Genomic DNA, 22,554 nt, shown 5'->3' on the forward strand with positions numbered 1-22,554 from the left:
ATTAAACCGGCATGTTCATCAGTTCTTTGTAAGCTTCAACCAGCTTATTCCGAACCTGAACCGTTGCTTCAAAGGCCACACTCGATTTATTACGGGCGATCATGACATCCGATAAAGACACACTGCGATCCCCTTCATCGAAACGCGTGCTGAGATCGCTGGATGCCTTCTGTAAACCATTGACGTTCTGGATGGCATCTTGCAAAGCGGCACCAAAATCCGCACTGACCTGCGCGCCAGTCGCCGGACGGGAGGTATTGCTGGCCTCCATTTTCAATGCCTGCATTTCTGACAGAAATCCGTTGACTTTCATTCGTTATCTCCGTGCTACTTTTTTGACGCTTAATATCGCCATCACGTTGAAAAGATAAAGTTGTGCAAGCTTAACGCCAAAAATATGAAATGAATCTATTCATTCATCTTTTATCGTTAAACTGGGATCTCGATTCCGGCGTCTCTCATCTTCGCCAGTTTGTACCTCAGGGTACGCGGGCTGATCCCCAACCGCTCCGCGACTTCTTTGCGTTTACCTTCACACGCCTGAATGGCATCGAGAATGATGGCAAACTCCTGCTCTCGTAATTCACTGCCCAGACTGTCTGAACCCGGCAGTGCCGATGCGCCCACCGGTGCGACAGGCAAATCACTGACCGGTTGTATGGCCACAGAGGCAACCGGGGAAGCCACTGCATGCTGCAACCCTTGCGCGTCCAGCCAGTCCAATCCTTCCAGCAAAATATGCTCGCCGCCGATGTCAGCCTCTCCGGCCAGAATTAGCGCCCGTTGCACGACGTTATCCAGTTCTCGCACGTTCCCCGGCCAAGGGTAAGCCAGCAATTTACTTTGCGCTGCCGGTGAGAAAACCGGCGCTGGCAGACCTTGTTTAAGGCAATGACGCTCAGCCAGATGCGCGGCCAGCGGCAAAATATCTCCCGGACGCTCTGCCAATGCCGGCCAGACCAGCGGAAATACATTCAGGCGGTAATACAAATCCTCCCGGAAATTTCCTTCCGCCACATATTGCTTGAGATCGCGGTTACTGGTCGCCAGCACTCGGACATCCAGCTTGATGCTCTTGCGACTGCCCAAACGCTCCACTTCGCGCTCTTGCAACACACGCAACAGCTTCGCCTGCAGATTCAGATCCATCTCGCTGATTTCATCGAGCAGGATCGTACCGCCCTGTGCCTGTTCAAATTTTCCCGGACAAGCCTGAACAGCCCCGGTAAACGCCCCTTTTTCATAGCCGAATAAGGTCGCTTCCAGCATATTATCCGGAATGGCTGCACAGTTGATGGCAATAAAGGGTCCGTCACTGCGCAGGGAGTGCTGATGAATATAGCGGGACATCACTTCTTTGCCCGAGCCACTGGGACCCAGCACCATCACGCTGGCATCGGTCTGAGCAACCCGCTCAGCCAGCGCCAGCAATTTCAGGCTTTTCTCGTCCGCTACAACGGCATGGCTATTTTCCGCCTTCACCGGTGCATAACGGCTGACCATATTCAGCAAGACTTCCGGGGCAAACGGCTTGGCCATATAATCAATGGCCCCTTCTTTCATGGCTGAAACGGCATCTTCAATGTTGGCGTAAGCCGTCATCAGCAACATCGGCAGTTTTGGCCAGTGCTGTTTGATATTTCTGAGCAGCCCTAAACCATCCATGCCTGCCATCTGAACATCAGAAACCACAATATCGACCGGCTCTGATTTCAACAGCAACAGCGCCTGCTCTGCACTTTCCGCTTCCAGCCACTGATAGCCAGCCAGTGCCAGAGTGTCTACTAATGCTTCGCGCAGACCTTCGTCATCCTCAACGATCAGTACACGGCTTGTCATTGCCTTTCTCCTGTTGGGGTCAGTTCATGATCTTCATTGTCGTGATTGATTGCCATGGGCACACTCAGTGTGAAGGTGGTGCCTTCTCCTGGCACTGATTGCAACGACAAGCTGCCATTGTGTGCCTTGGCGACCATTTGTACGACCGCCAGCCCTAAACCGGTTCCCTGCTGACGGGTGGTAAAAAACGGTTCCAGCACTTTTTTCTGCATATCTGGCGCGATCCCCGGTCCATTATCCGTCACACTGAGGTGAATCATTTCTTGTGTACAAGCCACACTCAGGCTGACCCGGCACTGCTTGCCGGACATTTGAATCGCATTGGTGATCAGATTGCTGATCGCGCTGGCCAGGGCATTGGCATTCCCCAAAATACAGGGGCTTTCATCGTCGCATTCAATCGAGAAATCGACCTGATTAGCCACGACCTGTGCTTCAACCATGGCATCGAGCTCATTAAACAAGGTTTCGAGTGTAAATGGCGCAACCACTTTGTTATCACCGCCCTTTGCAAACAGCAGCATGTCGTTGACCTGCTTTTCCAGATCCCGCAACCGATCCATCAGCTTGGTCTGAAACCTGTCACGGGTCTGTGCCGTCAACTGAGGCGACGACAAATTAGCAGCGTACAACATGGCACTGGAAAGCGGTGTGCGGACCTGATGCGCCAGAGATGCCACCATACGTCCCAGCGAAGACATCCGTTGCATCTCGCTGAATCTCGACTGCAGTAACCGGGTTTCCGTCATATCGGTGATCACGATGAGCTGTCCGCTGTCGGACGCAGAAATCGCCAGTTTCACTTTGCGGCCACTGCGTAAAGAAATCTCATGACCATCGTCTTCCTGAGGGGCAAAAGCACGCTGAATCACTTCAACCCAACGCTCTCCCGCCAGGGGCTCTCCTAACAGGCGGACAGCTTCCGGGTTTGCTTCACACACTTTTCCCATCCCGTCGAGCAAGATCACGCCGGTTGGCATCACTTCAATCACCTGCTTGTAGCGACTGACCTGCTGACTCAGGTTTCCCAACGGGGAGACTGACTGTGCTTCTTCCACCTTGACACCCTTATGACACGATTCCCTAATATACATGAGTTAAGCATGTTTTATGCCAAGAATAATTAATGCAAATCAATCAATTAGTGTCGGCGTATAAAAAAGGAGCGATGTCATTAATTTGACACCGCTCCTGATTTTTTTTGTCATCCGGTTGCTGACACGCTGATTCAGCGCCGCTCCGGATGAGCTTAAGCGTTGCTCGCTTCTTTGGTGGAGATATTGTACTTACGCATTTTCTCAACCAGCGTGGTACGACGCATCCCCAGCATATCTGCAGCCCGTGCAACCACTCCGGCCTGTGCTTCCAGTGCCTGACGAATCATATCGACTTCAAGCTCGGCCAGCATTTCTTTCAGGTTCAGGCCTTCCGGCGGTAAATCGCTGAAGCCAAAGTTTTCGTCCGTATCCTGATAACCACTGGCAAAAACGTCAGCCAGCAGTGCCCGCTCCTCGTCTTCAACAGACATCGCGCGTTCTTCAGGTCTGAAGTCCGGCAAATCGGTGTAACGGTATTTCACCGGCAAATGATTCACATCCACCATCTCACCCGGATACAGAATCATCAGCCGTTCGATCAGGTTTGCCAGTTCCCGGACATTGCCCGGCCAGTCATGCTCCATCAAAGAAGTGATGGCACGGGGCGTAAAGTGGATCGGCTTTGCACCTTCCGCTTCCATCCGGGTCAGCAGTTCCTGTAGCAGCAGGGGAATATCTTCCAGCCGCTCTCGCAGTGATGGGGTTTCAATCGGAAACACATTTAACCGGTAGAACAGGTCTTCACGGAAATGATTCTCGGCGATCATCTGTTCCAGATTTCTGTGCGTGGCAGCGATAATCCGGACATCAGCCTTGATGCACTGATTTCCGCCCACCCGCTCGAAACAGCGCTCCTGAATGACACGCAACAGCTTGACCTGCATCGGCATAGGCATATCGCCGATTTCATCCAGAAACAGCGTGCCGCCTTCCGCCAGCTCAAAACGTCCTTTCCGAGCCGAAATTGCGCCCGTGAAGGCACCTTTCTCATGGCCAAAGAGTTCGCTTTCCAGCAGATCGGGGGGAATCGCACCACAGTTTACCGGGACAAAAGGCCCTTTGCCGCGGGAGGAGTGGTAATGAATATTGCGTGCGACCACTTCCTTACCTGTGCCTGATTCACCCAGAATCAGGACATTCGCGTCCGTACCGGCCACTTGTTCGATCAGATGCCGAACCTGACTGATGCTCTCGCTACGCCCCACCATACTGCGGAATAACGTATTTTTTCGAGCCAGCTGAGGCACCTGAAAACTGTGTTTTCCCAGAAATTCCTGACAATGACGCAGCGCATCCATTAATTGACTGTAATGCAACGGGTGCGACAGCGTCCCCACAAAATTCGGCATACCTGAAACTGCTTTCTCCAGATCAGACATGACCAGAACGGGAATGTGATACCGCTGACGCAGTTGCTCAAGCACGTGATTCTGCTTTTTCACAGAATGGATATTCCCGATCAAACAGGCACTCCAGGTTTTATCCCATAGTGCGTTGTCAGCCTCATCGGTGGTTATCGCTTCATGCTGCTCACCGACAAAATTAAGGATCACGCTGAGATCGTGACGGTGCTGCGGGTCGTCATCAATGACGAGGGTCTTAGCTAAACCTTGCATAGAAGTGATATTTGCCTGTCTTTATCTATTCTTGTGGCGTATTCAAACGGAACAGCAACCAAATCATAATTGCTGTCCATTGTAATAAAAGAACAGGACTTGGCAACCGGGCACAGTGAAAAGCTGTGAGCCCAGTGCCACGGAATGATGCGGGTTACGCAATTTATTGGCTATGGTTCTCTAAATTGCGAGTGAAGATGAGAACGTTTTTGCAATAACTAGGTAACGTATTAATACTCCATCTTGGTAATATTGTGATGCTCTGCAGGAATTTGATCCCAGGCGGATTTAATTTCCCGCAGCATCTCAATGACCTCATCCAGATGGCTTGAATCGTTCTGCTGATTCGCCATTGAGATCTTTTCAATCATGTACAAGTAGAGTGAGTCCAGATTTTTCGCGATGTCACCGCCATCTTCAAATGACAAACAACCGCGCAGACTGATCACGATATCCAGCGCTTTACCCAAGCGTTCACCCTTGGTTGAAATCGATCCTTGCTCCAAGGCCGCTTTTCCTTGGATCAAACGTTCAATTGCACCTGACATCAGCATTTGAATCACACGATGTGGTGATGCGGATGTTAACTGACTGTCTACGGAGACTCGTTTATAAGCCTGTAGATTTCCTCTCATGACCATGATGTTACCTTAGCGAAATTGATGATATGCCTGCACTGACCGTTGTCCGTGCTGTAATCTCTTCAATTGATCTGCCGACATTTCGCGCCGTTCGCGCAATATCGTCAGCAAATCGGATGTTCTGTCGATAGCTTCCTGCCAACTGTCTTTGTCCAATAATTCCGGTACTGCTTTCAGATCATTCAACACGGTCTGGCGGTCTGCCAGCAAGGCGTGTAGTTTATCTGCGTCAATCTCCGTACCTTCATTGAGCACCTGGTATAACTGCTGATCAATGTCGGCCAGGGTTTGCATCATCTTCACTGACATTGCTTTCCCTCTCGCTGTCTGCCGTTAGGGTTGCGGCATCATACTCATCATTGAACCCAGCTGACTCTGCATTTGCCCCATCGCATGATCCATGGCTGCAAACTGATCGTGGGTGCGCTGATAGACACTTTCCATCCGTCGATCCAGGTCACGCTCGTCATTGTTAAGCTTCAGCACTTGCTCGTGAATACTTTTTTCCCGGTTCGAGATACTCCCTGTTGCACCTGTGTATGCATGCAGCAGATCTTCAATCCGGCGGGCAAAACCTTTCCGATTTCCGAAAAACTCACCGACATCTGCAAAATTGGTATTCAACTGACGATCCAATTTATCGTAATCGATCTCCAGATGACCGGTCAGCGTCGTGGTAATTCCCAATTCACTCAATGTCTGCAAACTGGACGGGCCTTCTTCCAGCGGTGTGCTGAATGCATTTCGCAGTTGCTGCACCGAAGCCCGCAACATACTGTCCCCGACCAGAGGTCCTTTGCTTTGGGTGCTTGGGTCGAATTTACCCAGCTCTTTGGTCGTATCGTAAAACTGATTATAAGCATTCACGAATCGTTCAATCTGAGCACCCGCTTTGTCTCTGTCGTAGCCAATTTCGATCACCGCCTGAGGCTGGTTACTGTTGGCCGACAGTTGTTTCAAGTCCATATCCACACCGGGAATCGCATCTTTCAGTGTGTTGGTGTCACTGCTGATTTGGGCTAACCCGTCAATCAGCACTTTCGCATCAGCGGCAGCCTGCATTTCAATCATCGGGCTGGCTGATTGTGTACTGTCAAAGGCGAACTGTTGCAACGGACTGCCCGCCGGGGCATCCACCGTCACTTTTAACGGATTCCGTTCGCCGGACTTATCCGATGTCAGCACCAGTCGCGCGCCTGCGCTGTCTTTTATCACCGAGGCAAGCACACCGGTATTCTCCGGGTGGCGGTTAATCTGGCGCACCACATCCAGCAATTTGCTCTCATTGCCGTCGAGTGAAACGTCAAAAGACTGACCGCCGACAGACAGTGTCAATTTTCCGGCACCCAGAGCAACGCTGTCATCAATCGGTGCAGAAGCCGCCTTGTGTGCTGTCGCCAGTTGCTGAACTTCGACGGTATAGCGACCTGGCTGTGCTTCATGATTTGCACTGACGGTCAGCATATCCTGATTATCGGAAGTTGCTGTCCGGGCAGACAAGGTGTTTCCCTGACGGAACTCAGCCATCAGGCTTTTCATGCCATCCAATGCGCCTTTCAGACGGCCGTAAGCACTCAGCTCGACGTTCGCCTCTTCCCTGCGCTGATTGATGCGCTCTTCCTTTGGCGCTCGCTCTGCAGCGACGATCTTGTCGACCATGGCGTTGATATCCAGGCCGGATGCCGTTCCCATTGCGCCAATATTCATCTACAACCTCAACCCGTACCGATTACACTTTTGTCGTCAGAAGCCCGGTCGTGTATGTCGCAATCTGACGCGACAAGACCAGCATATCTTCATCGGGAATTTGTCGGATCACTTCACCGCTTTCCTTTTCGTATACGGTGACCACCTGACGCCCGGATTCTTCATCAATTCGGAATGCCAGCCCCTTGTTCATGGAGCCAACGAAATCTTCAATACGTTCCACCAGCTTTTCCAGTTGCTGGCGATGTAACTGTCGTTGCTCTTCCAGCTTGGCAGACTGCTCGACACGTCTGACTTCTGACGGTGAAGACAAGCTTCTCGCGGATGGTTCAGACACCGCTGGCGTCAAAGAATTATCGTGTGAATGCCCGGTAGAAGGTTTTGCAACATCTGTGCCAACAGATGACTTCGTATTGGATGAAGAATATCGGGAGAGAAATGAAGGGTTTAATACAGATTTAACGTCCATTGTCTGACACCTTCTGATCGAAAAAAGCGGCAAGGGGTTGCCCCTGCCGCTTCATTGAGCGAATTAGCCCAGCAGGCTCAGTGCTGCCTGAGGCGCCTGTTTTGCTTGCGCCAGGATAGAAGTAGACGCTTGCTGCAGGATTTGGTTCTTCGTCAGGTTCGTGGTTTCTTTCGCGAAGTCAGTATCACGGATACGGCTGTTTGAAGAAGTCACGTTTTCGTTGATGTTGTTCAGGTTGCTGATGGTGTGATCCATACGGTTCTGTTTCGCACCCAGCTCTGCACGGTGAGAGTCAACAAACTGCATCGCGCCGTCCAGGATAGACACAGCTTGCTGTGCGCCACCGATGGTGCTGACGTCCATTTGAGAAACCGTCACATCCGCTGCAGTACCAGCAATAGATGCGTCAACTGCGTTGCCTGATGTATCAGTCATTGCAATTGTGCCCGTGGTCACGCCGACAGTACCGTTCGAAGAGAACAGCTGCAGTTCGCCGTTTTCAGTCACAGATGCGTTGATTTGATCGTTCTGACCGTTGATACGGGTTGCGATTTCTTCGATGTCATCGCCGCCAACCAGGTCTACGCTCACTGCTGTTGCGTTACCGTCTGCATCAGTCACGCTCAGTTCAATCGTGGTATCTGCATCCAGTGTTGAGTTCTTGTCGGCAACACCGTTGGTAGAAACCATCAGGCTACCGCCCATGTCAGCGCCGTCAGAACGCATGTTTTTCAGCGTAATCTGTACGGCTTCACCAGAGTCAGCACCCACCTGGAATGCACGGGTACCGAAAGTACCGTTCAGCAGTTTCTGACCACCGAAAGATGTGGTTTCTGCGATACGGTTCAGTTCGTCGTTCAGTGCAGTAACTTCTTCCTGAATCGCTTTACGGTCATCATCAGAGTTTGAACCGTTCGCGGATTGCAGCGCCAGGTCACGCATACGTTGCAAAATGCTGGTGGTTTCCTGCATTGCACCTTCAGCGGTCTGAGACATAGAGATACCGTCGTTGGCGTTACGGACGGCAACGTCCAGGCCACGGCTCTGAGTCATCAGACGGTTAGAGATTTGCAGACCTGCTGCGTCATCTTTTGCACTGTTGATGCGTGAACCGGTCGACAGACGCTCCATAGAAGCAGCTGTGTTATCGCTAGCTTTGTTCAGGTAACGCTGAGCGGTCATTGCAGAAACGTTAGTATTGACTGTAACTGCCATAGTAATTCTCCTTACTTGTGTTTCTTTGTGGCTTGACCAGCTCAGCCGGCAAGTCCGGGTTAATCTTCGTACATCACCTTTAACGGCGCTGGAGAAGAAAGCTTTAGTTATTTTTTTGAAAAATTTTTACCGGGCAAAAAAGTGTGACTTGGTACTCAAGACCCCCGAGGGGTTTTCTTCGTTGAGACGCACTTTCTTGTTCTATAAAGGTTATCGACGGGCGGGAGAAAAACTTTACTGATTTTTTTGAGGTTTCTGAGTGATTTTTTGCTTATACCAATCAAAGTCAGTCAATGTTCAGAAATAGCGCAGGAAAAATGTTTGAGAACAAGGCAGATTTTTTAGATCTGTAGTGATTCTACAATCAAAAAATCTAACGCAGTCATCGAACATTTGAACAAGCTAGGATGACCAGTGATTGACTGCGATTGGTATTCGGTTTATCGCAAAAAAAGACGGCAAGGTGTTGCCACCTTGCCGTCCGTGTCTGCTGACCCGTTGGGATTACTGAAGCAGGTTCAGTGCAGACTGCGGGATTTGTTTGGCTTGTGCCAGAATCGAGGTACTTGCCTGTTGCAGGATCTGATTCTTGGTCATTTCAGTCGTTTCTTTCGCGAAGTCCGTATCGCGGATACGGCTGTTCGATGCAGAAACATTCTCTGAAGTATTGGCCAGGTTATTGATGGTGTGCGTCAGTCGGTTCTGCTTGGCACCCAGATCAGCACGCATGCTGTCAATGTACTGGAGCGCTGAGTCAATCAGCGGTACAGCGCGCTGAGCACCACCGGCATTCGACACATCAATCTGAGACACAGTCACATCAACCGCTGTACCGGCAATATCGCCCGCGGTCGTTGTCCCGTCGGTGTTCAGCATACTGATCGCACCGTTGGTCACACCCACAGTACCATCGCTGGATACAAGCTGCAGTTCACCTTTCTCAGTGACAGATGCATTGATCAAACCATTCTGACCATTGATACGGGTTGCGATTTCTTCTACATCATCGCCACCGATCAGATCGATTGAAACCGGCAGGACGGTGCCGTCTTTCGCAGTCACACTCAACTCAATGGTCGTGTTCGCTGCCAGAACAGCATCCGCTTTAATGGTGTTGGTCGACACCAGCAGGCTGCCGCCCATCTGAGGCTCGTCCGCACGCACACTGTCCAGACCGACAACAATCGCTTCACCGGCATCCGCACCCACCTGGAATGCAGCCTCACCAAAGGTGCCGTTCAACAATTTACGACCACCGAAAGACGTGGTTTCCGCAATCCGGTTCAGTTCGTCCTGCAGGGCCGTGATTTCTTCCTGAATCGCGACACGGTCGCTGTCTGAGTTCGCGCCATTCGCAGATTGCAGGGCCAGATCACGCATCCGCTGCAGAATGCTGGTCGATTCCTGCATCGCACCTTCAGCCGTCTGGGCAATGGAAATCCCATCGTTGGCATTTCGCATGGCAACGTTCAGACCCCGGGTCTGTGCAATCAGGCGGTTAGAAATCTGCAAACCTGCCGCATCATCTTTTGCACTGTTGATGCGACTCCCCGTAGACAGACGCTCCATGGATTGACCCAGGCCCTCAGATGCTTTGTTGAGGTAGCGCTGCGCAGTCATGGCAGACACGTTGGTGTTTACTGTTACACCCATTTTGCTCTCCTTTGACTTTTCGCTGTTAGCGAAACAGCTACCCGCAACGTCAACCCATCAGAGAGTGAAGCGGGACCAGCGTTAGTAAAAATGTTGTTCATAGAATTCACAATGGTAACTTAGCAATAACTGTGCCAGAAAACTTAAATCATGTTTTTCAATATGTTAGATCGTTTTCCTGACGGTTATTCCCCGGAGCGGCAATGCCATGCCTTTACTGTTCAGCCAAGTGGCAAACAAGCGTTGCCGCCCGGCAATGCCGCTCTCACCCGGATCAGATGTAATTAAACAGGCTCAGATCCTTGGCTTTGGCAAATGCCTGCTGAGATGCCTGAAGCGCCAGCATGTTTTCATTAAGCTCGATCACGGCTTTGCCGTAATCCAGATCTTCCAGCGTGCCACGCGCTTTATTGATCACGACTTTAAAGTCCTGATGCATGTCTTCCTGACGATCCAGTGTCTGCAAACGCGTACCAATTTCAGAACGGGCCCGGTTGATATGTTTGAACGCCTGAGAAAACTCTTCTGCGACCTGATGCAATTCGGCTGTGGCAGACGCATCAGACGGGGCAAGAGCGGACACTTCAATGCCACGCTTGAACGAATCGAACAGGTTGAAGGTTTCCTGCGGTTTCAGGGTGATCTGATCGCCGTCTTTCACTTCACCTTCAAGCTGTACCGACAACGTGCCCCACTCAATTCCGCGTTTCGGATCAAACGGCTTGCTATCCACCAGCAAACCATCCTGATACAGATCGTAGACAGCACCGGTTCCGGTTTGAGTGAAATCAATGGTGTAGCTGGCGTTATCACTGTGGTTACTGTTCCGGGCATGGGACAGCAGCAACAAAGATCCGGACTGCAGATCGTAATCCGGCTGGTAATCTCCGTATGGGTTTTGGATCTCCATAAAGAGTTTATCGCCCGGATCATTCACCGGCACTTCCACGTTCGGAGAGACTTTAGACATCCGCTGATAGCTGTCGCCGACATAACTGACGTTGCTGTTGCCATCCCGGAAGAAAGGTTGTTTGTCGTACTGGTTCCCGGCAAACACAAAGTTACCGGACTCATCCTGGGTATTCACCAGATGCATAAATGAATCAAACAGACCACGCAGATCCTGCATGTGTGCAATCCGATCGTCATCCGACAACGAACCGTTCACCATGGCCATGGATTTACGTTTGGCATCATCCAGCAGGGTCTCTGCGTCTGAGATGGCCACTTCTTCGCTGGTCAGACGGTTTCGCGCCAGCGTAATCGACCGGATAGACTGATCAATTTCCGTATTTTGCTGGGAAAAGTTCTGCACATAAATTGAAGCCACCGGATCATCTCCGGCAGTCAGCAATTGTTTTCCGGAAGCCAGTTGTTCCTGATTGTGTGCCACTTTCGTCTGTTGGCGCGCCATATCGTTCGCCACAGACTGATAATTATGAAAGCTGGCAATTCGGCTAATCATCTGGGTTTACTCCTTATCGCGCAGCATTGAGCAATGTGTTAAAGGTTTCATTGGCCACCGTCATAATGCGGGACGATGCCATATAAGCCTGCTGGAACTTCATCATGTTCGCTGCTTCCTCATCCATATTGACGCCGGAAATCTCAGCAACACGGCTTTCCGCCGCTTCTTTTTCCTGACGACCGACCTCTTTCAGACGGGCTGCTGAAGCCCGCTGTACACCCATTTCGGTGTTGAGCGCCTCATAGACATCAATCACGCTGGAACGGCCTTTATCCATCAGTTTGGTATCCTGAAGATCCTGCATTCTGATCAGGTTGCCGTTATCACCCGTTGCGGCATTCAAACTCACGGCAAAAACATCGCCGCCGGATGCGCCGTTACTCAGTGTGAATCCGGTCCCGCCAACCACAACCTGCCCGGTGGGCGGATAAGGCTGAGGTGCCTGCAACACATTGCCCTGCATATCGAGCACCGCAAACTGAGAACTGTCCGGAGAAACAGCCACCTGAAATTCACGCAGCGGCCCTGCCGAAGTGATGGCAAATTCAGCCTTCCCTTGTGTCTGGGTCGCTGAACTGAGATAGCTCTGCGCGGCAATTTTTGCCGGATCCGCCATCACCGCTTCCACATCGCGTGCGGCATGACGCGTCGGACGCAGCAGGATCTTATCACCATTGCCAACCGGGGCGGCAATTTCGATCCGCACACCATCCACTGCGAAGCTGGGCGGAATCCCACTCGGGATCACGGTTTGCGTCGATCCATCCGGCATTTTCAGCGTGTGCCGACTGCCGTTGAATCCCAGCTCATACTCGCCGCCTTTCAACTGGCTCAGGTCTTCGATATAGACTTTCACCTCGGCACTGGAACCGCGCGGGATCAGCGCTCGGGATGCCGCAACTTCCGGTGAATTCACATCAGTGAACATGGCTTCGCCCACCTGACCGTTCAAATCCAACCCCTGAGATTGCAACTGGTTCACAGAATCAGTAAAACCAATCGCCATTTTGCCCAGTTCGTCCATCACCTGTGGCAATGTTTTGTCGCGAAATTCGAACAAAGACGCCAGTTTGCCGCCGATATCATCCGAACTGATGGCTTTCAGCGATTTGCCTGCAACCACGGCCAGTCGGCTCTGCTGCGGATCCGGATCGCCGTCAATCATTTTCAGCTCACTGGAATGGGTGCCGGACACCAGAGTGTGGCCGCTGCCGATCAGGACATTAAAGGTTTCCGTGTTCTTTCGGGTGACAGTCACCTTGGTATACGTCGACAATTCATTGATCAGGGTCTGATGTTTGTCCATCAGATCGTTATCCGCACCCCCTGCCGGGGTTTTCAGCAACGCTTCATGGATTTCCACCAGCTCCCGGCCGATGTCATTGACCCGATCCAGCGTCTTTCTCAGCACGTCGTTGGTCACCGCTTTCTGCTCATCCAGCACCCGGTGGGTGTCATTTAAGCCAGCCGAAACCATCTTCGCCTTTTCCAGGACCACCTTCCGGGTACCGAGATCACTCGGGCTGTCAGCCATCGCTTTCACGGCGTCATACCACTGGTTCATATCCTGCGGCACCTGACTGGCACTGTTTGCCAGCAGTTTATCAAGCCGTTCCAGCTGGCCGTCCCGCTCCGTCGCATAGCTGTGGTTGGTCGTGGTGAGGTTCAGCTCGTTGGTAGCAAACTGATCATAACCGCGGCGAACTTCTGCCGCATGAACGCCCGTCCCGTAGTTATTGCCGGCAGACCAGAACGGATCATTCGTCTCCTGCACTACAGACTGCCGGCTGTAACCTTCCGTATTGACGTTATTGATGTTATGGCTGGTGGTATTCAGCTGCCGTTGCGCTGTTAACACACCTTGAGAGCCCAAACTGAGCAAATCGAACGCCATTGCGCCTCCAGTAAACCTCAGGGAGTTCCTTCACTGGAGATTAATTAGCAAAAATCGTTCCAACATATAACTCATTGTTTTTTAATTGATTAAATTAAATATAAGTCGGCTAAAGGAAAAAGGTTGCCGCACATCGCAAAATATGAAGAAGAATTATTTACGAAAAGGCGTACTGAACTAATATGCAATTGAATTCACAGTGGAGTATAACAATGTTCAATTATAATAAAATGATTGTATTGTCAGCGTCACTCGTAACCAGTCTGGCCTATGCCGGTACCGAGACAAATGCGTTTGATACGGAAGGGAACCCCATTTATGTAGACACTTCACTGCTATATCAAGATCCTGATACCAAAGTAATGACAGACCCAGATGGTCATAGGTACATTCATGTTGGAACTTTCGAAACTTTGGATGATTATGGTAATCAGGCAGTGAGAGATTGTTCTCAAACATTATTATTTACCGACCCTAATAACCCACCAGACTTCAGCATTACAAATCTACCAGGGCCTGAATGTGAATTACAAAGAATCACAACAGACAGTTATCAAGAGTTACCGGTTGAAAAACTCGCTAAACCCAAAAACCCTGAGAAAGCATAAGAAAGAAAGGAAGTTTCACTAACTGAAAACGGCATTGTTACTTCAAGTTGCCGTCGATTTTCTGCATATGCCACACCTAACTTCTGGAGCAAACCGATATCAGTCGCGAGCCATATTGGTATCACAACCTACCGTGTCAGCTCCAAAATCTACGGGAAAACCCTTGTGATGTCCTGGGTAAGGTTTATTGGACCAAACCAAAAGTGGCAAGATAGAAAATTCAGTGGGAATAGTTCAACTTTGATAACTACGGGAAACGCTGCTGCAAGCGTTTACACAACATACAAAGGAATTCCGCTAGGCTCAGCGGTTGAAGGTAAAATTTGCTAATCAATTGACTTTATGTCTAGAGATTATTCTCTAGACATATTTTTTTACTTCATCAGCTTCCGAACCGTGTCCATCACATTGATGATCTTATCGGCGTATTTCGGGTCGGTGGCATAACCGGCCTGATGCAGATTACGGATAAAGCGGCGCGGATCCTGTGGCGCAGCCAGTGCTTCAGAATAACGCGGGTTGTCATTCAGAAAACGGACATAGTCATTAAAACTATCTTCGTAGCTATTATAAGAACGGAATGCCGCTCGCTCTTGAACCGGAATCCCGTCGTGATATTCCAGTGTCTGAGTGGCCACTTTATTCCCGGCCCAGCGCTGATCCGCTTTGATATTAAACAGGTTATTACTGTCACCCGCGGCATTGCGGACCACTTTTTTACCCCACCCGGTTTCCAGCGCAGCCTGCGCAATCAACACAGCAGGATCCGTGCCCAGCACGCCTGCGGCTTTTTCAGCAAAAGGACGCATACGTGTGACGAAATCCTGCGGGGAAGCAAAAGGTTTTTCCTGTGGCTGACGCAGTGGCGGTCTGACAAATTCTGTTGCAGCGGTTGCCGGTACAGCTTCGCTGGCAGTCTTATCCGCTAGATTGGCATCCGTGTTCGGCTGCGCAAAAATTTGTGCCAGTACATCATCCGCCGACGTCTGACGCGATTGCTGCAGCGCTTCAAAGTTTGCCGCCGTCTGCGCATCGGCCTCCGCCTGCGCTTCTGGCGTGGCAGCCGGCTTATCCATGGCGCTGAGTTGTTCCACAATCAGATCCGCCAGCCCCAGCGAACCTCGGGTACTCAGCTCACTCGACATCTGCTGATCCCGCATCTCTTCAAAGAACTTGGTATTCGAACTGCTCATCAGGTCTGAATCGAAAACTTCGTTAGCCTGGCGCATCGATTTAAACAGCATCTGCGTAAAGATGGCTTCAAACTGCTCTGCGGCAGCTCTCAGGTTTTCTTTATCACCTTTCCCTTTAATCCCGGCACGCAGCCGGTCAAGGTTCGAAAGGTCGTTGATAAATCCTGGATCCGTCGGTTTCATCTCTGTTCTCAGCCTGTATTCCGTCGCCTGTTCACATCAAGTCAGGCATACCATTAAATAATGATCAATTGACCTTCAATCGCGCCTGCCTGCTTCAGTGCCTGCAAAATCGCCATTAAGTCTGAAGGGGCCGCACCCACCTGATTGACTGCACGCACCAGTTCATCCAGTGTGATCCCCGGTTCAAATTTGAACATCCGGGAATCTTCTTCAGTGACTTCAATTTGTGAGTTTTGCACCACGACAGTTTCTCCGCCGGAGAAAGGATTCGGCTGACTCACGATTGGATTTTCCTGAATCGACACTGTCATCCCGCCATGGGTGATTGCCGCAGGTTTCAGCTTCACATGCTGACCGACGACGATGGTGCCCGTCCGCGAGTTCACAATAATTTTTGCCGCCCCTTCCGCCGGGTCAAATTCAATATTTTCGATGGTGGCAAGAAATGCCACACGCTGGCTGACATCTCGCGGCGCACGAACGCGTACCGAGGTCGCATCAACGGGTGCCTCCATATCCGGCCCCAGAAACTGGTTAATCGCATCGGCCAGGCGCTGTGCCGTTGTGAAATCGGATTCGAAGAGGTTGAACGTCAGGTGATCGCCACGACTGAATGGGTTCGGCACTTCCTGCTCGACCATGGCACCATTGGTGATCCGGCCAACCGTCGGGTTATTTCCGACCAGCTTGGAACCGTCAAGCCCTTCGGCACTGAAACCGCCAACGACCAGGCTACCCTGCGCGACGGCATAAATTTTCCCGTCTAGACCCCGCATGAAGGTTTGCAGCAGCGTGCCGCCCCGGAGACTTTTTGCCGAGCCGATTGACGACACCGTAATATCAATGCGCTGGCCCTGTTTGGTAAACGGCGGCAATGTCGCGTTCACGGCAACAGCCGCGACATTCTTGGTTTTGGGTTTGGTGCCGGGCGGTAACTGAATACCGAAGTTCTGCAACATGGCATTGAAACTTTGATCGGTAAATGGCGTTGTTTCGCCGGTACCCGGTAAACCGACAACCAGACCATAGCCCGTGAGCTGGTTACTCCGCACCCCGGCGACTTCTGAGACATCCTTAATCCGGGCTGCCTGTAGCGGCAAGGCCATTAACAGGGCGAGTCCTGCCCATAGCATTGTTCTGGTCACTGTCATCGTCTCGTCGTCGGGTGAGTTTTATCTGTTACAGGCTGACGTTAAAGAAACGCGCCAGCCAGCCTTGTTCCTGAACATCCTGTCGATCGCCGGTGCCGGAATACTGAATCCGCGCATTGGCAATCCGGGTCGATTCTATGGTGTTTTCCTGCGTAATATCGTCCGGGCGAATGGTACCGCTGACACGGATATATTCGTCTCCCGTGTTCAGGGTCAGCCATTTTTCACCGCGAACCAGCAGGTTGCCGTTTGCCAGTACATCGACAACTTCTACAGAGATATAACCCTGAATACTGTTGCTTTGATCGGCTGAGGTGCTGCCGGTAAAGGTATTCTCGTTACTGACTGCATAAGAAATATCACGATCGCCAATCTTCAGCGGCTGACCGCCTAACGTCAGCGGATCCATGCTCAGGTCTGTCGATTTATCGACATCCGTACTGGCGCTTTTGTTGGCTTTGTTTTTCTCTGCCAGCAAAACTGTCACGATGTCACCAATACCGCGGGGGCGGGTGTCATCGTACATATCTTGTGCCAGGGCCTGACTGAACAGAGAGCCGGTTGCTGTGGCGTAATGCGCGGGCTTGTCTTGCGGACGGACACCGGTCCAGGCCGGATCTCCCGCCTGCGGGTCATCCCGGCGACGGACCAGATCAATCAGATCGCCGCCCGAGGATTCCTGCTTGCCTTCGACCGCATCAACATTGGTTGTCGCCTGAGTTAACTCATCACGCTGTTCAGGAAGCTGAACACAGCCCGTTAAACCCAGAATGACCGCAGTGAGTAGCCAGTTCCGCATCATCGCTCTATTCCTTGATTAAAGTTGCTGATTCACGTAGCTCAGCATCTGGTCGACGGTTGAAATCACTTTGGAGTTCATCTCATAAACCCGCTGGGCTTCAATCATGTTCACCAGCTCTTCCGTGACGTTCACGTTGGACGTTTCCAGCATCGACTGACGCATCTGTCCAAAACCTTCCAGCCCCGGAACACCTTCCTGCGGGTCACCACTGGCGCCCGTTGGCAGAAACAGGTTCTGACCAATCGGCTCCAGACCACCTGGGTTGATGAAGTCCACTGTGGTCAACTGACCCAGAATCACGTTTTCCTGCTGATCACGGATACGGGCTGAAACTTCACCATCAGTGCCCACGGTAATCGCTACCGCGTCTTCAGGCACCACAATTTCGGGCTGCAGCAGGTATCCCCCGCCAGAAGTCACCACCTGACCTTCCTGATTCAGCGTGAACTGACCATTTCGGGTATAGCCAATGTTGCCGTCCGGCAGCAGGATCTGGAAAAAGCCATCGCCTTCAATCATCAGATCCATCGCGTTGTTCGTGGTCTGAGTATTGCCCTGCGTATGGACTTTCTGGGTTGCAACCACTTTTGAACCTGCACCCAGCATCAAACCGGATGGCAAGGTTGTATCCTGACTGGACTGACCGCCCGGCTGGTTAATATTCTGATAAAACAGATCTTCAAAAACCGCACGGCTCTTTTTAAAGCCAATGGTTGAGGCGTTTGCCAGGTTGTTAGAAATGGTCGAGATATTGGTTTGCTGAGCGTCAAGACCGGTCTTACTGACCCATAGAGCTGGATGCATGTGTTATTCCTTCCGAATTAGCCCAAACGCAGCAGAGACGAAGACGCCTGGTCCATTTCCTCTGCGGTTTTCATTAACTTAACTTGCATTTCAAAATGACGCTGAAGGTCAATCATACTGGTCATTGCACCCACGGCATTGACGTTACTGCCTTCCAGAGCGCCATTGAGCAACGTGACCTGTGCATCGGCATCAAAAATTTGTGCCGGCACTTTTGATTTAAATAATCCGTCAACGTCTTTAAAGAGTTCATTGTTGGCTGGCTTCACCATCTTGATCCGATCCACCACTTCCATCGCACCCGCAGGTGCACCTTGTGGTCGAACCGCAACCGTTCCGTCTTTACCAATTTCTATCTTACTGATTGGCAACGGAATAAAGATAGGACCACCGGTTTCACCCACCATCAGGCTGCCATTACTGTTTTGCAGCAGACCCGTCTGGTCGATTTTCAAATGTCCGGCACGGGTATAGGCTTCCTGACCGCTGGCATCCAATACCGCCAGCCAACCATCACCTTCCACGGCAACATCCAGATCCCGGCCCGTGGTCATCACTGCGCCCTGAGAGAAATCCTGCCCCGGCCGCTCTGTCATGGTAAACACTCGGCTCGGCATGCCTTCGCCATACGCCTGCATGCTGCGCGCCTGTTCTAAGTCAGCGCGAAAGCCGGTGGTACGAACGTTAGCCAGGTTATTGGCATGAACTTGCAAGCCATACATATCTTGCTTGGCGCCGCTCATGGCCAGATAAAGTGCACGATCCATTTTGAGTCTCCCAATCAGTACTGTTGGGATAGAAGCAATATACGTACCAATTTAATCAGAAGTGGAAAATGAAGCAGAAATCGCCTTGAGATCAGCCGATTATTGGGGCTTGGTTGCCATTTTACGATTTGCGAACGCTCAGGGTGCCAAAATTATGACTGGATAAACGGGGGGAAGATGGACAAAGATTGCCGCCTGAAATGTCAGGCGGCAATCGGGAAGATTCGAGTGATTAACGGATCTGCAGAATGGTCTGTTGCAGGCTGTTATCCACTTCCAATGCACGTGAGTTCGCCTGGAAGTTACGCTGCGCGGTGATCAGATCCACCAGCTCCTGCGTCATGTCGATGTTGGACTGCTCCAGCGTACCACTCTTGACCGAACCGAACGCACCAAAGGTTGCCTCACCCCAAACGGCTGCACCTGAATCCTGACTCACATCCCATTGTGTGCCGCCTTTTTTCAGAAGGCCCTGTTCATTCGGGACGCGGACCATACCCACTCGACCCAGCGTAATGTTCTCACCGTTACTGTAGGTGGCAACAATGGAGCCTTTTGCATCGACATCCACTTTCGCCAGATAGCCGGTTGTCGCGCCATTTTCGCTGAAGCGACGAACTTCAAACGGCGCCGCATACTGCGTTGGGGCGTCGAAGTTGAAGTTCAGTGTCTGAGCGCCGTCAGCACCATTCATATTGATCCCGGCCGCAGAGAACTGCTCAGAAATCATAGGGTTGCCGCCATTGACCTGCGCCACGGTTCCATCGAAGTTGAAATCCACGTAGGCACCGGCATGGCCGGTCACATTGGTTGCCGCACCGCCATCAATGTCAATCGGCTTTTCACCGTCTGCATCCGTGACGGTATAGTAGGTTGCCCAGCGGTTGGTCTGTGTGTTGTCTTTCACATAGTAGCTGGTCATCTTATAAGGCTGACCCAGCGAATCATACATGGTGACGGAAGTCGCTTTGTTATAAGTGTCCGGATCTTCAAAATTGAAGTCGTTCACTGATTTCGGTTCGCCGTTGGCTGGCAGGTTCACACCGATATCAACCTGACTGGTTGCTTTTGGCTGACCAAACTGATCCGGCACCTTCAATGCCTGGGGTTCATAGGAAACCACCTGATCCGTGTCTTGGTCGACGCCATAACCCAGCAGAAACTGATCTTCTGAGTTCACGATGTAGTTATCTTTGTTCAGATGGAACGCACCATTACGGGTCAGGCTGTTGTTATTCGGCTCCAGACGCTGATCTGCAACGGCAAAGAAACCCGTGCCTGAAATCCGCAGATCCATCGGGTTATTGGTGTAAATACTGGACCCTTCGTGGAACTGCTGCGCCACGACAGAAGTCTGCACACCGCCACCCGTGGTGGTTTTCGGATTCGAGAAAATTGAGTTGGAGTACACATCGCCAAACTCAGCACGAGATTCTTTAAAGCCATAAGTGTTGGCGTTGGCAATATTGTTACTTGTGGTGTTCAGATCTTTCTGAGCAGCGCCCAGACCACTGAGTGCGACGTTGAAGCCCATAACTGACTCTCCTGAATTCTGTCTACAGCGCGTATTTATGGTTCACCTGCCGTACCCTCTCGCCGGCAGGCGCTGTGTTTCATACCAATCAAAGTAAGCAAATGATCAGAAATAGCGCAGGAAAAATGGTTGAGAACAAGGCAGATTTTTTAGATCAGTCGTCGTTCTACAATCAAAAAATCTAACGCCGTTATCGAGCATTTGAACAAGCTAGGATGACCAGTTATTTACTGCGATTGGTATCATTATGCCTTGCCGACTTCCAGTACTTCAGCCAGCTTGATGGGTGATTCAAATCCAGCCAGATTCAGCATAACATTGCCATCACCGTTGCCCAGCAGCACACTGTTCACGTTGGCGTAAGTCGATACATCAAATTCGGTGCTCTTCCCATCGGCAAAACCACTGACTTTCAGTTGATATTTGCCGGCAGGCAACGCATTGCCGGTGTCGTCGTTCCCGTCCCATGCCACGCGGTGATCACCGGCAGGTTTCGAGCCCAGATCGAAGGTACGCACCAGCTGTCCCGCCGCATTTTCGACGCGGACCACCAGGTTATTCAGTGATTGCGGCAACTTCACCATGCCAGACACACCGCCTTCAGCTGTTTTCGAAGCCGTTGGATTCGGCACCAGCACATCACGGCCAACCAGCGAGGAGGCCTGCAATGCCTGATTTGATGTCATCGCTGCGTTCAGACCACCAAACTGATCGTTCATTTTGCTGATCCCATCGACCGTCGCAAATGAAGCCATCTGCGCGATCATCTGATCATTCCCAACCGGTTTGAACGGATCCTGCTGGGATAATTGTTTGGTCAGCAGCGACAGAAAATCTTCCTGCTTAAGTTCCTGTTGTCCCGTTACTTTTTGCTCAGACTGCAGTTTTTTCTCCTGCATACTCTTGAGCTGGTCAACATAGGACAAAGGGTTTTGACCTGTGCCTTGAATACCGGTCATGTCAGTCACTCCCTACCCTTACTGGCCCATTTGCAGTGTTCGCATCAGCATCTGCTTACTGGCATCTGCGACCTGAACATTGCTCTGGTAAGAACGTGAGGCAGAGATCATGTTTGCCATCTCTTCCATCACATTTACATTTGGTTTGTAGATATAACCTTCAGCATTGGCTAAAGGATGCGCTGGATTGTATTCCGCCGTCAGGGGTTTCTGACTTTCGACAATCGCTTTCACGCGAACCGGCACACTTTCATCCCGCTGATAACTTGCGCTTTGCAGTGCCGCTTCAAACACCGGATGACGTGCCTTATAAGTTTCCGCCGCAGAACTGCTGACGGTATTGGCGTTTGCCATGTTACTGGCCGTCGTGTTCAGACGTACAGACTCCGCACTCATTGCCGAACCGGTGACATTAAAAACGTTAAACAAGCTCATGGATTATTCCCCTTTTAATGCCTTGCTCAGGTTCTTGAATTTAGAGCCCAGAAAATCAAGCGATGCCTGATATTCCAGCGCGTTTTGCATAAACAGGTTTTGTTCCAGTTGGGCATCGACCGTGTTGCCATCGCCAGTATCTGGCTGAGTCGGCACACGGTACTTTTGTTCACCCATCACTTTCGCAGAGGCAGCAATGTGCCGCTCATTGGTTCGGCTGAGGCCAAAGTTTGCCTCCGAGGTTGCCGCTTTCAATGCGCGCTGAAAGTCCAGATCTTTTGCTTTATAGCCAGGCGTGTTCGCGTTTGCGATGTTGCTGGCAAGGGTTTCCGCCCGTTTACCGCGCACGCCCACCGTGTGCTGGTGAACGCCTAGTGCTTTATCAAAAGAGATGGCCATACACTGCCTCCTGAAATACTTGCAGATATATTTGCAAAGGTCGTGCCAATAAGTCCGTGATGAAGGGCAAAAGAGAAACTGGGAAGGCGAACAACATCAATGCGCATCATTACAGCAACA

Annotated in this window: 22 protein-coding genes; 1 reads left to right on the top strand and 21 read right to left on the bottom strand. The window is 51.2% G+C overall.

All coding sequences use genetic code 11. From position 1 onward, the window contains the following. Position 1: 1 nt before the first annotated feature. From fliE to flgK, 12 genes are all read right to left on the bottom strand, one after another. On the bottom strand, positions 2–313 hold the full coding sequence (gene fliE / locus Q4579_RS03145) for a flagellar hook-basal body complex protein FliE (protein WP_211645937.1): 312 nt from the start codon (positions 311–313) through the stop codon (positions 2–4). A 116-nt stretch (positions 314–429) separates the two neighbouring features. Continuing rightward, positions 430–1,839: a sigma-54 dependent transcriptional regulator gene (locus Q4579_RS03150; RefSeq protein WP_303561543.1), complete on the bottom strand. Its 1,410-nt coding sequence runs from the start codon at positions 1,837–1,839 to the stop codon at positions 430–432. Continuing rightward, on the bottom strand, positions 1,836–2,897 hold the full coding sequence (locus Q4579_RS03155; RefSeq protein WP_303561545.1) for a PAS domain-containing sensor histidine kinase: 1,062 nt from the start codon (positions 2,895–2,897) through the stop codon (positions 1,836–1,838). Before Q4579_RS03155 ends, Q4579_RS03150 begins: the two co-directional genes overlap by 4 nt. A gap of 191 nt (positions 2,898–3,088) precedes the next feature. Beyond that, positions 3,089–4,552, bottom strand: a complete 1,464-nt coding sequence (locus tag Q4579_RS03160) for a sigma-54 dependent transcriptional regulator (protein WP_211645940.1) — start codon at positions 4,550–4,552, stop codon at positions 3,089–3,091. Between the two features lie 230 nt (positions 4,553–4,782). Next, positions 4,783–5,187 (bottom strand): flagellar export chaperone FliS, encoded by a 405-nt coding sequence (fliS, locus tag Q4579_RS03165; protein ID WP_211645941.1) that lies wholly within the window; start codon positions 5,185–5,187, stop codon positions 4,783–4,785. Between the two features lie 15 nt (positions 5,188–5,202). Continuing rightward, entirely contained in the window at positions 5,203–5,502 is a 300-nt protein-coding gene (locus Q4579_RS03170; RefSeq protein ID WP_303561548.1) for a flagellar rod protein FlaI, read from the bottom strand. Between the two features lie 24 nt (positions 5,503–5,526). Further along, a complete protein-coding gene (fliD, locus tag Q4579_RS03175; protein ID WP_303561551.1) occupies positions 5,527–6,900 on the bottom strand; it encodes a flagellar filament capping protein FliD in 1,374 nt (457 codons plus the stop codon). Positions 6,901–6,922: 22 nt separating this feature from the next. Further along, entirely contained in the window at positions 6,923–7,237 is a 315-nt protein-coding gene (locus Q4579_RS03180) for a flagellar protein FlaG (RefSeq protein ID WP_303561553.1), read from the bottom strand. Between the two features lie 195 nt (positions 7,238–7,432). Further along, a complete protein-coding gene (locus Q4579_RS03185; protein ID WP_303561555.1) occupies positions 7,433–8,584 on the bottom strand; it encodes a flagellin in 1,152 nt (383 codons plus the stop codon). A gap of 504 nt (positions 8,585–9,088) precedes the next feature. Continuing rightward, positions 9,089–10,237 carry a flagellin gene (locus Q4579_RS03190; RefSeq protein ID WP_303561556.1) on the bottom strand — a complete coding sequence of 383 codons (1,149 nt, stop codon included), beginning with the start codon at positions 10,235–10,237 and terminating at the stop codon, positions 9,089–9,091. Between the two features lie 274 nt (positions 10,238–10,511). Next, the gene (gene flgL / locus Q4579_RS03195; RefSeq protein ID WP_303561558.1) at positions 10,512–11,702 is read right to left on the bottom strand and encodes a flagellar hook-associated protein FlgL; all 1,191 of its coding nucleotides are present in this window, start codon (positions 11,700–11,702) and stop codon (positions 10,512–10,514) included. A 13-nt stretch (positions 11,703–11,715) separates the two neighbouring features. Next, positions 11,716–13,599 carry a flagellar hook-associated protein FlgK gene (gene flgK / locus Q4579_RS03200; protein ID WP_303561560.1) on the bottom strand — a complete coding sequence of 628 codons (1,884 nt, stop codon included), beginning with the start codon at positions 13,597–13,599 and terminating at the stop codon, positions 11,716–11,718. Between the two features lie 212 nt (positions 13,600–13,811). Between flgK and Q4579_RS03205 the strand changes: the two genes are divergently transcribed. Further along, positions 13,812–14,207: a hypothetical protein gene (locus Q4579_RS03205; RefSeq protein ID WP_303561562.1), complete on the top strand. Its 396-nt coding sequence runs from the start codon at positions 13,812–13,814 to the stop codon at positions 14,205–14,207. Positions 14,208–14,581: 374 nt separating this feature from the next. Here the strand turns inward: Q4579_RS03205 and flgJ are convergent, their stop codons facing one another. From flgJ to flgB, 9 genes are all read right to left on the bottom strand, one after another. Beyond that, a complete protein-coding gene (flgJ, locus tag Q4579_RS03210) occupies positions 14,582–15,583 on the bottom strand; it encodes a flagellar assembly peptidoglycan hydrolase FlgJ (protein ID WP_303561564.1) in 1,002 nt (333 codons plus the stop codon). Between the two features lie 53 nt (positions 15,584–15,636). Then, positions 15,637–16,716, bottom strand: coding sequence for a flagellar basal body P-ring protein FlgI (locus Q4579_RS03215; RefSeq protein ID WP_303561713.1), 1,080 nt, complete (start codon positions 16,714–16,716; stop codon positions 15,637–15,639). Positions 16,717–16,762: 46 nt separating this feature from the next. Beyond that, positions 16,763–17,533 carry a flagellar basal body L-ring protein FlgH gene (gene flgH / locus Q4579_RS03220; RefSeq protein WP_303561715.1) on the bottom strand — a complete coding sequence of 257 codons (771 nt, stop codon included), beginning with the start codon at positions 17,531–17,533 and terminating at the stop codon, positions 16,763–16,765. A gap of 18 nt (positions 17,534–17,551) precedes the next feature. Beyond that, complete coding sequence (gene flgG / locus Q4579_RS03225; RefSeq protein WP_211645951.1) at positions 17,552–18,340, bottom strand: flagellar basal-body rod protein FlgG; 789 nt, start codon at positions 18,338–18,340, stop codon at positions 17,552–17,554. 17 nt (positions 18,341–18,357) lie between these two features. Beyond that, a complete protein-coding gene (flgF, locus tag Q4579_RS03230) occupies positions 18,358–19,107 on the bottom strand; it encodes a flagellar basal-body rod protein FlgF (protein WP_211645952.1) in 750 nt (249 codons plus the stop codon). A 232-nt stretch (positions 19,108–19,339) separates the two neighbouring features. Then, on the bottom strand, positions 19,340–20,641 hold the full coding sequence (gene flgE / locus Q4579_RS03235) for a flagellar hook protein FlgE (protein ID WP_303561566.1): 1,302 nt from the start codon (positions 20,639–20,641) through the stop codon (positions 19,340–19,342). Positions 20,642–20,886: 245 nt separating this feature from the next. Further along, positions 20,887–21,600 carry a flagellar hook assembly protein FlgD gene (locus Q4579_RS03240; protein ID WP_211645954.1) on the bottom strand — a complete coding sequence of 238 codons (714 nt, stop codon included), beginning with the start codon at positions 21,598–21,600 and terminating at the stop codon, positions 20,887–20,889. Positions 21,601–21,618: 18 nt separating this feature from the next. Continuing rightward, the gene (gene flgC / locus Q4579_RS03245; RefSeq protein ID WP_211645955.1) at positions 21,619–22,035 is read right to left on the bottom strand and encodes a flagellar basal body rod protein FlgC; all 417 of its coding nucleotides are present in this window, start codon (positions 22,033–22,035) and stop codon (positions 21,619–21,621) included. 3 nt (positions 22,036–22,038) lie between these two features. Continuing rightward, positions 22,039–22,434, bottom strand: a complete 396-nt coding sequence (gene flgB, locus Q4579_RS03250) for a flagellar basal body rod protein FlgB (RefSeq protein ID WP_303561570.1) — start codon at positions 22,432–22,434, stop codon at positions 22,039–22,041. Positions 22,435–22,554: the final 120 nt, after the last annotated feature.

Origin of the sequence: Photobacterium sp. 1_MG-2023, assembly GCF_030547945.1 — a bacterium.
Taxonomy (GTDB): Bacteria; Pseudomonadota; Gammaproteobacteria; order Enterobacterales; family Vibrionaceae; genus Photobacterium.

Excerpts from the sequence above, each read along its gene's own strand:
- fliE (WP_211645937.1), bottom strand. The coding sequence starts at position 313 with ATGAAAGTCAACGGATTTCTGTCAGAAATGCAGGCATTGAAAATGGAG.
- Q4579_RS03150 (WP_303561543.1), bottom strand. The coding sequence starts at position 1,839 with ATGACAAGCCGTGTACTGATCGTTGAGGATGACGAAGGTCTGCGCGAA.
- Q4579_RS03160 (WP_211645940.1), bottom strand. The coding sequence starts at position 4,552 with ATGCAAGGTTTAGCTAAGACCCTCGTCATTGATGACGACCCGCAGCAC.
- fliS (WP_211645941.1), bottom strand. The coding sequence starts at position 5,187 with ATGAGAGGAAATCTACAGGCTTATAAACGAGTCTCCGTAGACAGTCAG.
- Q4579_RS03170 (WP_303561548.1), bottom strand. The coding sequence starts at position 5,502 with ATGTCAGTGAAGATGATGCAAACCCTGGCCGACATTGATCAGCAGTTA.
- fliD (WP_303561551.1), bottom strand. The coding sequence starts at position 6,900 with ATGAATATTGGCGCAATGGGAACGGCATCCGGCCTGGATATCAACGCC.
- Q4579_RS03185 (WP_303561555.1), bottom strand. The coding sequence starts at position 8,584 with ATGGCAGTTACAGTCAATACTAACGTTTCTGCAATGACCGCTCAGCGT.
- Q4579_RS03190 (WP_303561556.1), bottom strand. The coding sequence starts at position 10,237 with ATGGGTGTAACAGTAAACACCAACGTGTCTGCCATGACTGCGCAGCGC.
- flgL (WP_303561558.1), bottom strand. The coding sequence starts at position 11,702 with ATGATTAGCCGAATTGCCAGCTTTCATAATTATCAGTCTGTGGCGAAC.
- flgK (WP_303561560.1), bottom strand. The coding sequence starts at position 13,599 with ATGGCGTTCGATTTGCTCAGTTTGGGCTCTCAAGGTGTGTTAACAGCG.
- Q4579_RS03205 (WP_303561562.1), top strand. The coding sequence starts at position 13,812 with ATGTTCAATTATAATAAAATGATTGTATTGTCAGCGTCACTCGTAACC.
- flgJ (WP_303561564.1), bottom strand. The coding sequence starts at position 15,583 with ATGAAACCGACGGATCCAGGATTTATCAACGACCTTTCGAACCTTGAC.
- Q4579_RS03215 (WP_303561713.1), bottom strand. The coding sequence starts at position 16,716 with ATGCTATGGGCAGGACTCGCCCTGTTAATGGCCTTGCCGCTACAGGCA.
- flgH (WP_303561715.1), bottom strand. The coding sequence starts at position 17,533 with ATGCGGAACTGGCTACTCACTGCGGTCATTCTGGGTTTAACGGGCTGT.
- flgG (WP_211645951.1), bottom strand. The coding sequence starts at position 18,340 with ATGCATCCAGCTCTATGGGTCAGTAAGACCGGTCTTGACGCTCAGCAA.
- flgF (WP_211645952.1), bottom strand. The coding sequence starts at position 19,107 with ATGGATCGTGCACTTTATCTGGCCATGAGCGGCGCCAAGCAAGATATG.
- flgE (WP_303561566.1), bottom strand. The coding sequence starts at position 20,641 with ATGGGCTTCAACGTCGCACTCAGTGGTCTGGGCGCTGCTCAGAAAGAT.
- Q4579_RS03240 (WP_211645954.1), bottom strand. The coding sequence starts at position 21,600 with ATGACCGGTATTCAAGGCACAGGTCAAAACCCTTTGTCCTATGTTGAC.
- flgC (WP_211645955.1), bottom strand. The coding sequence starts at position 22,035 with ATGAGCTTGTTTAACGTTTTTAATGTCACCGGTTCGGCAATGAGTGCG.
- flgB (WP_303561570.1), bottom strand. The coding sequence starts at position 22,434 with ATGGCCATCTCTTTTGATAAAGCACTAGGCGTTCACCAGCACACGGTG.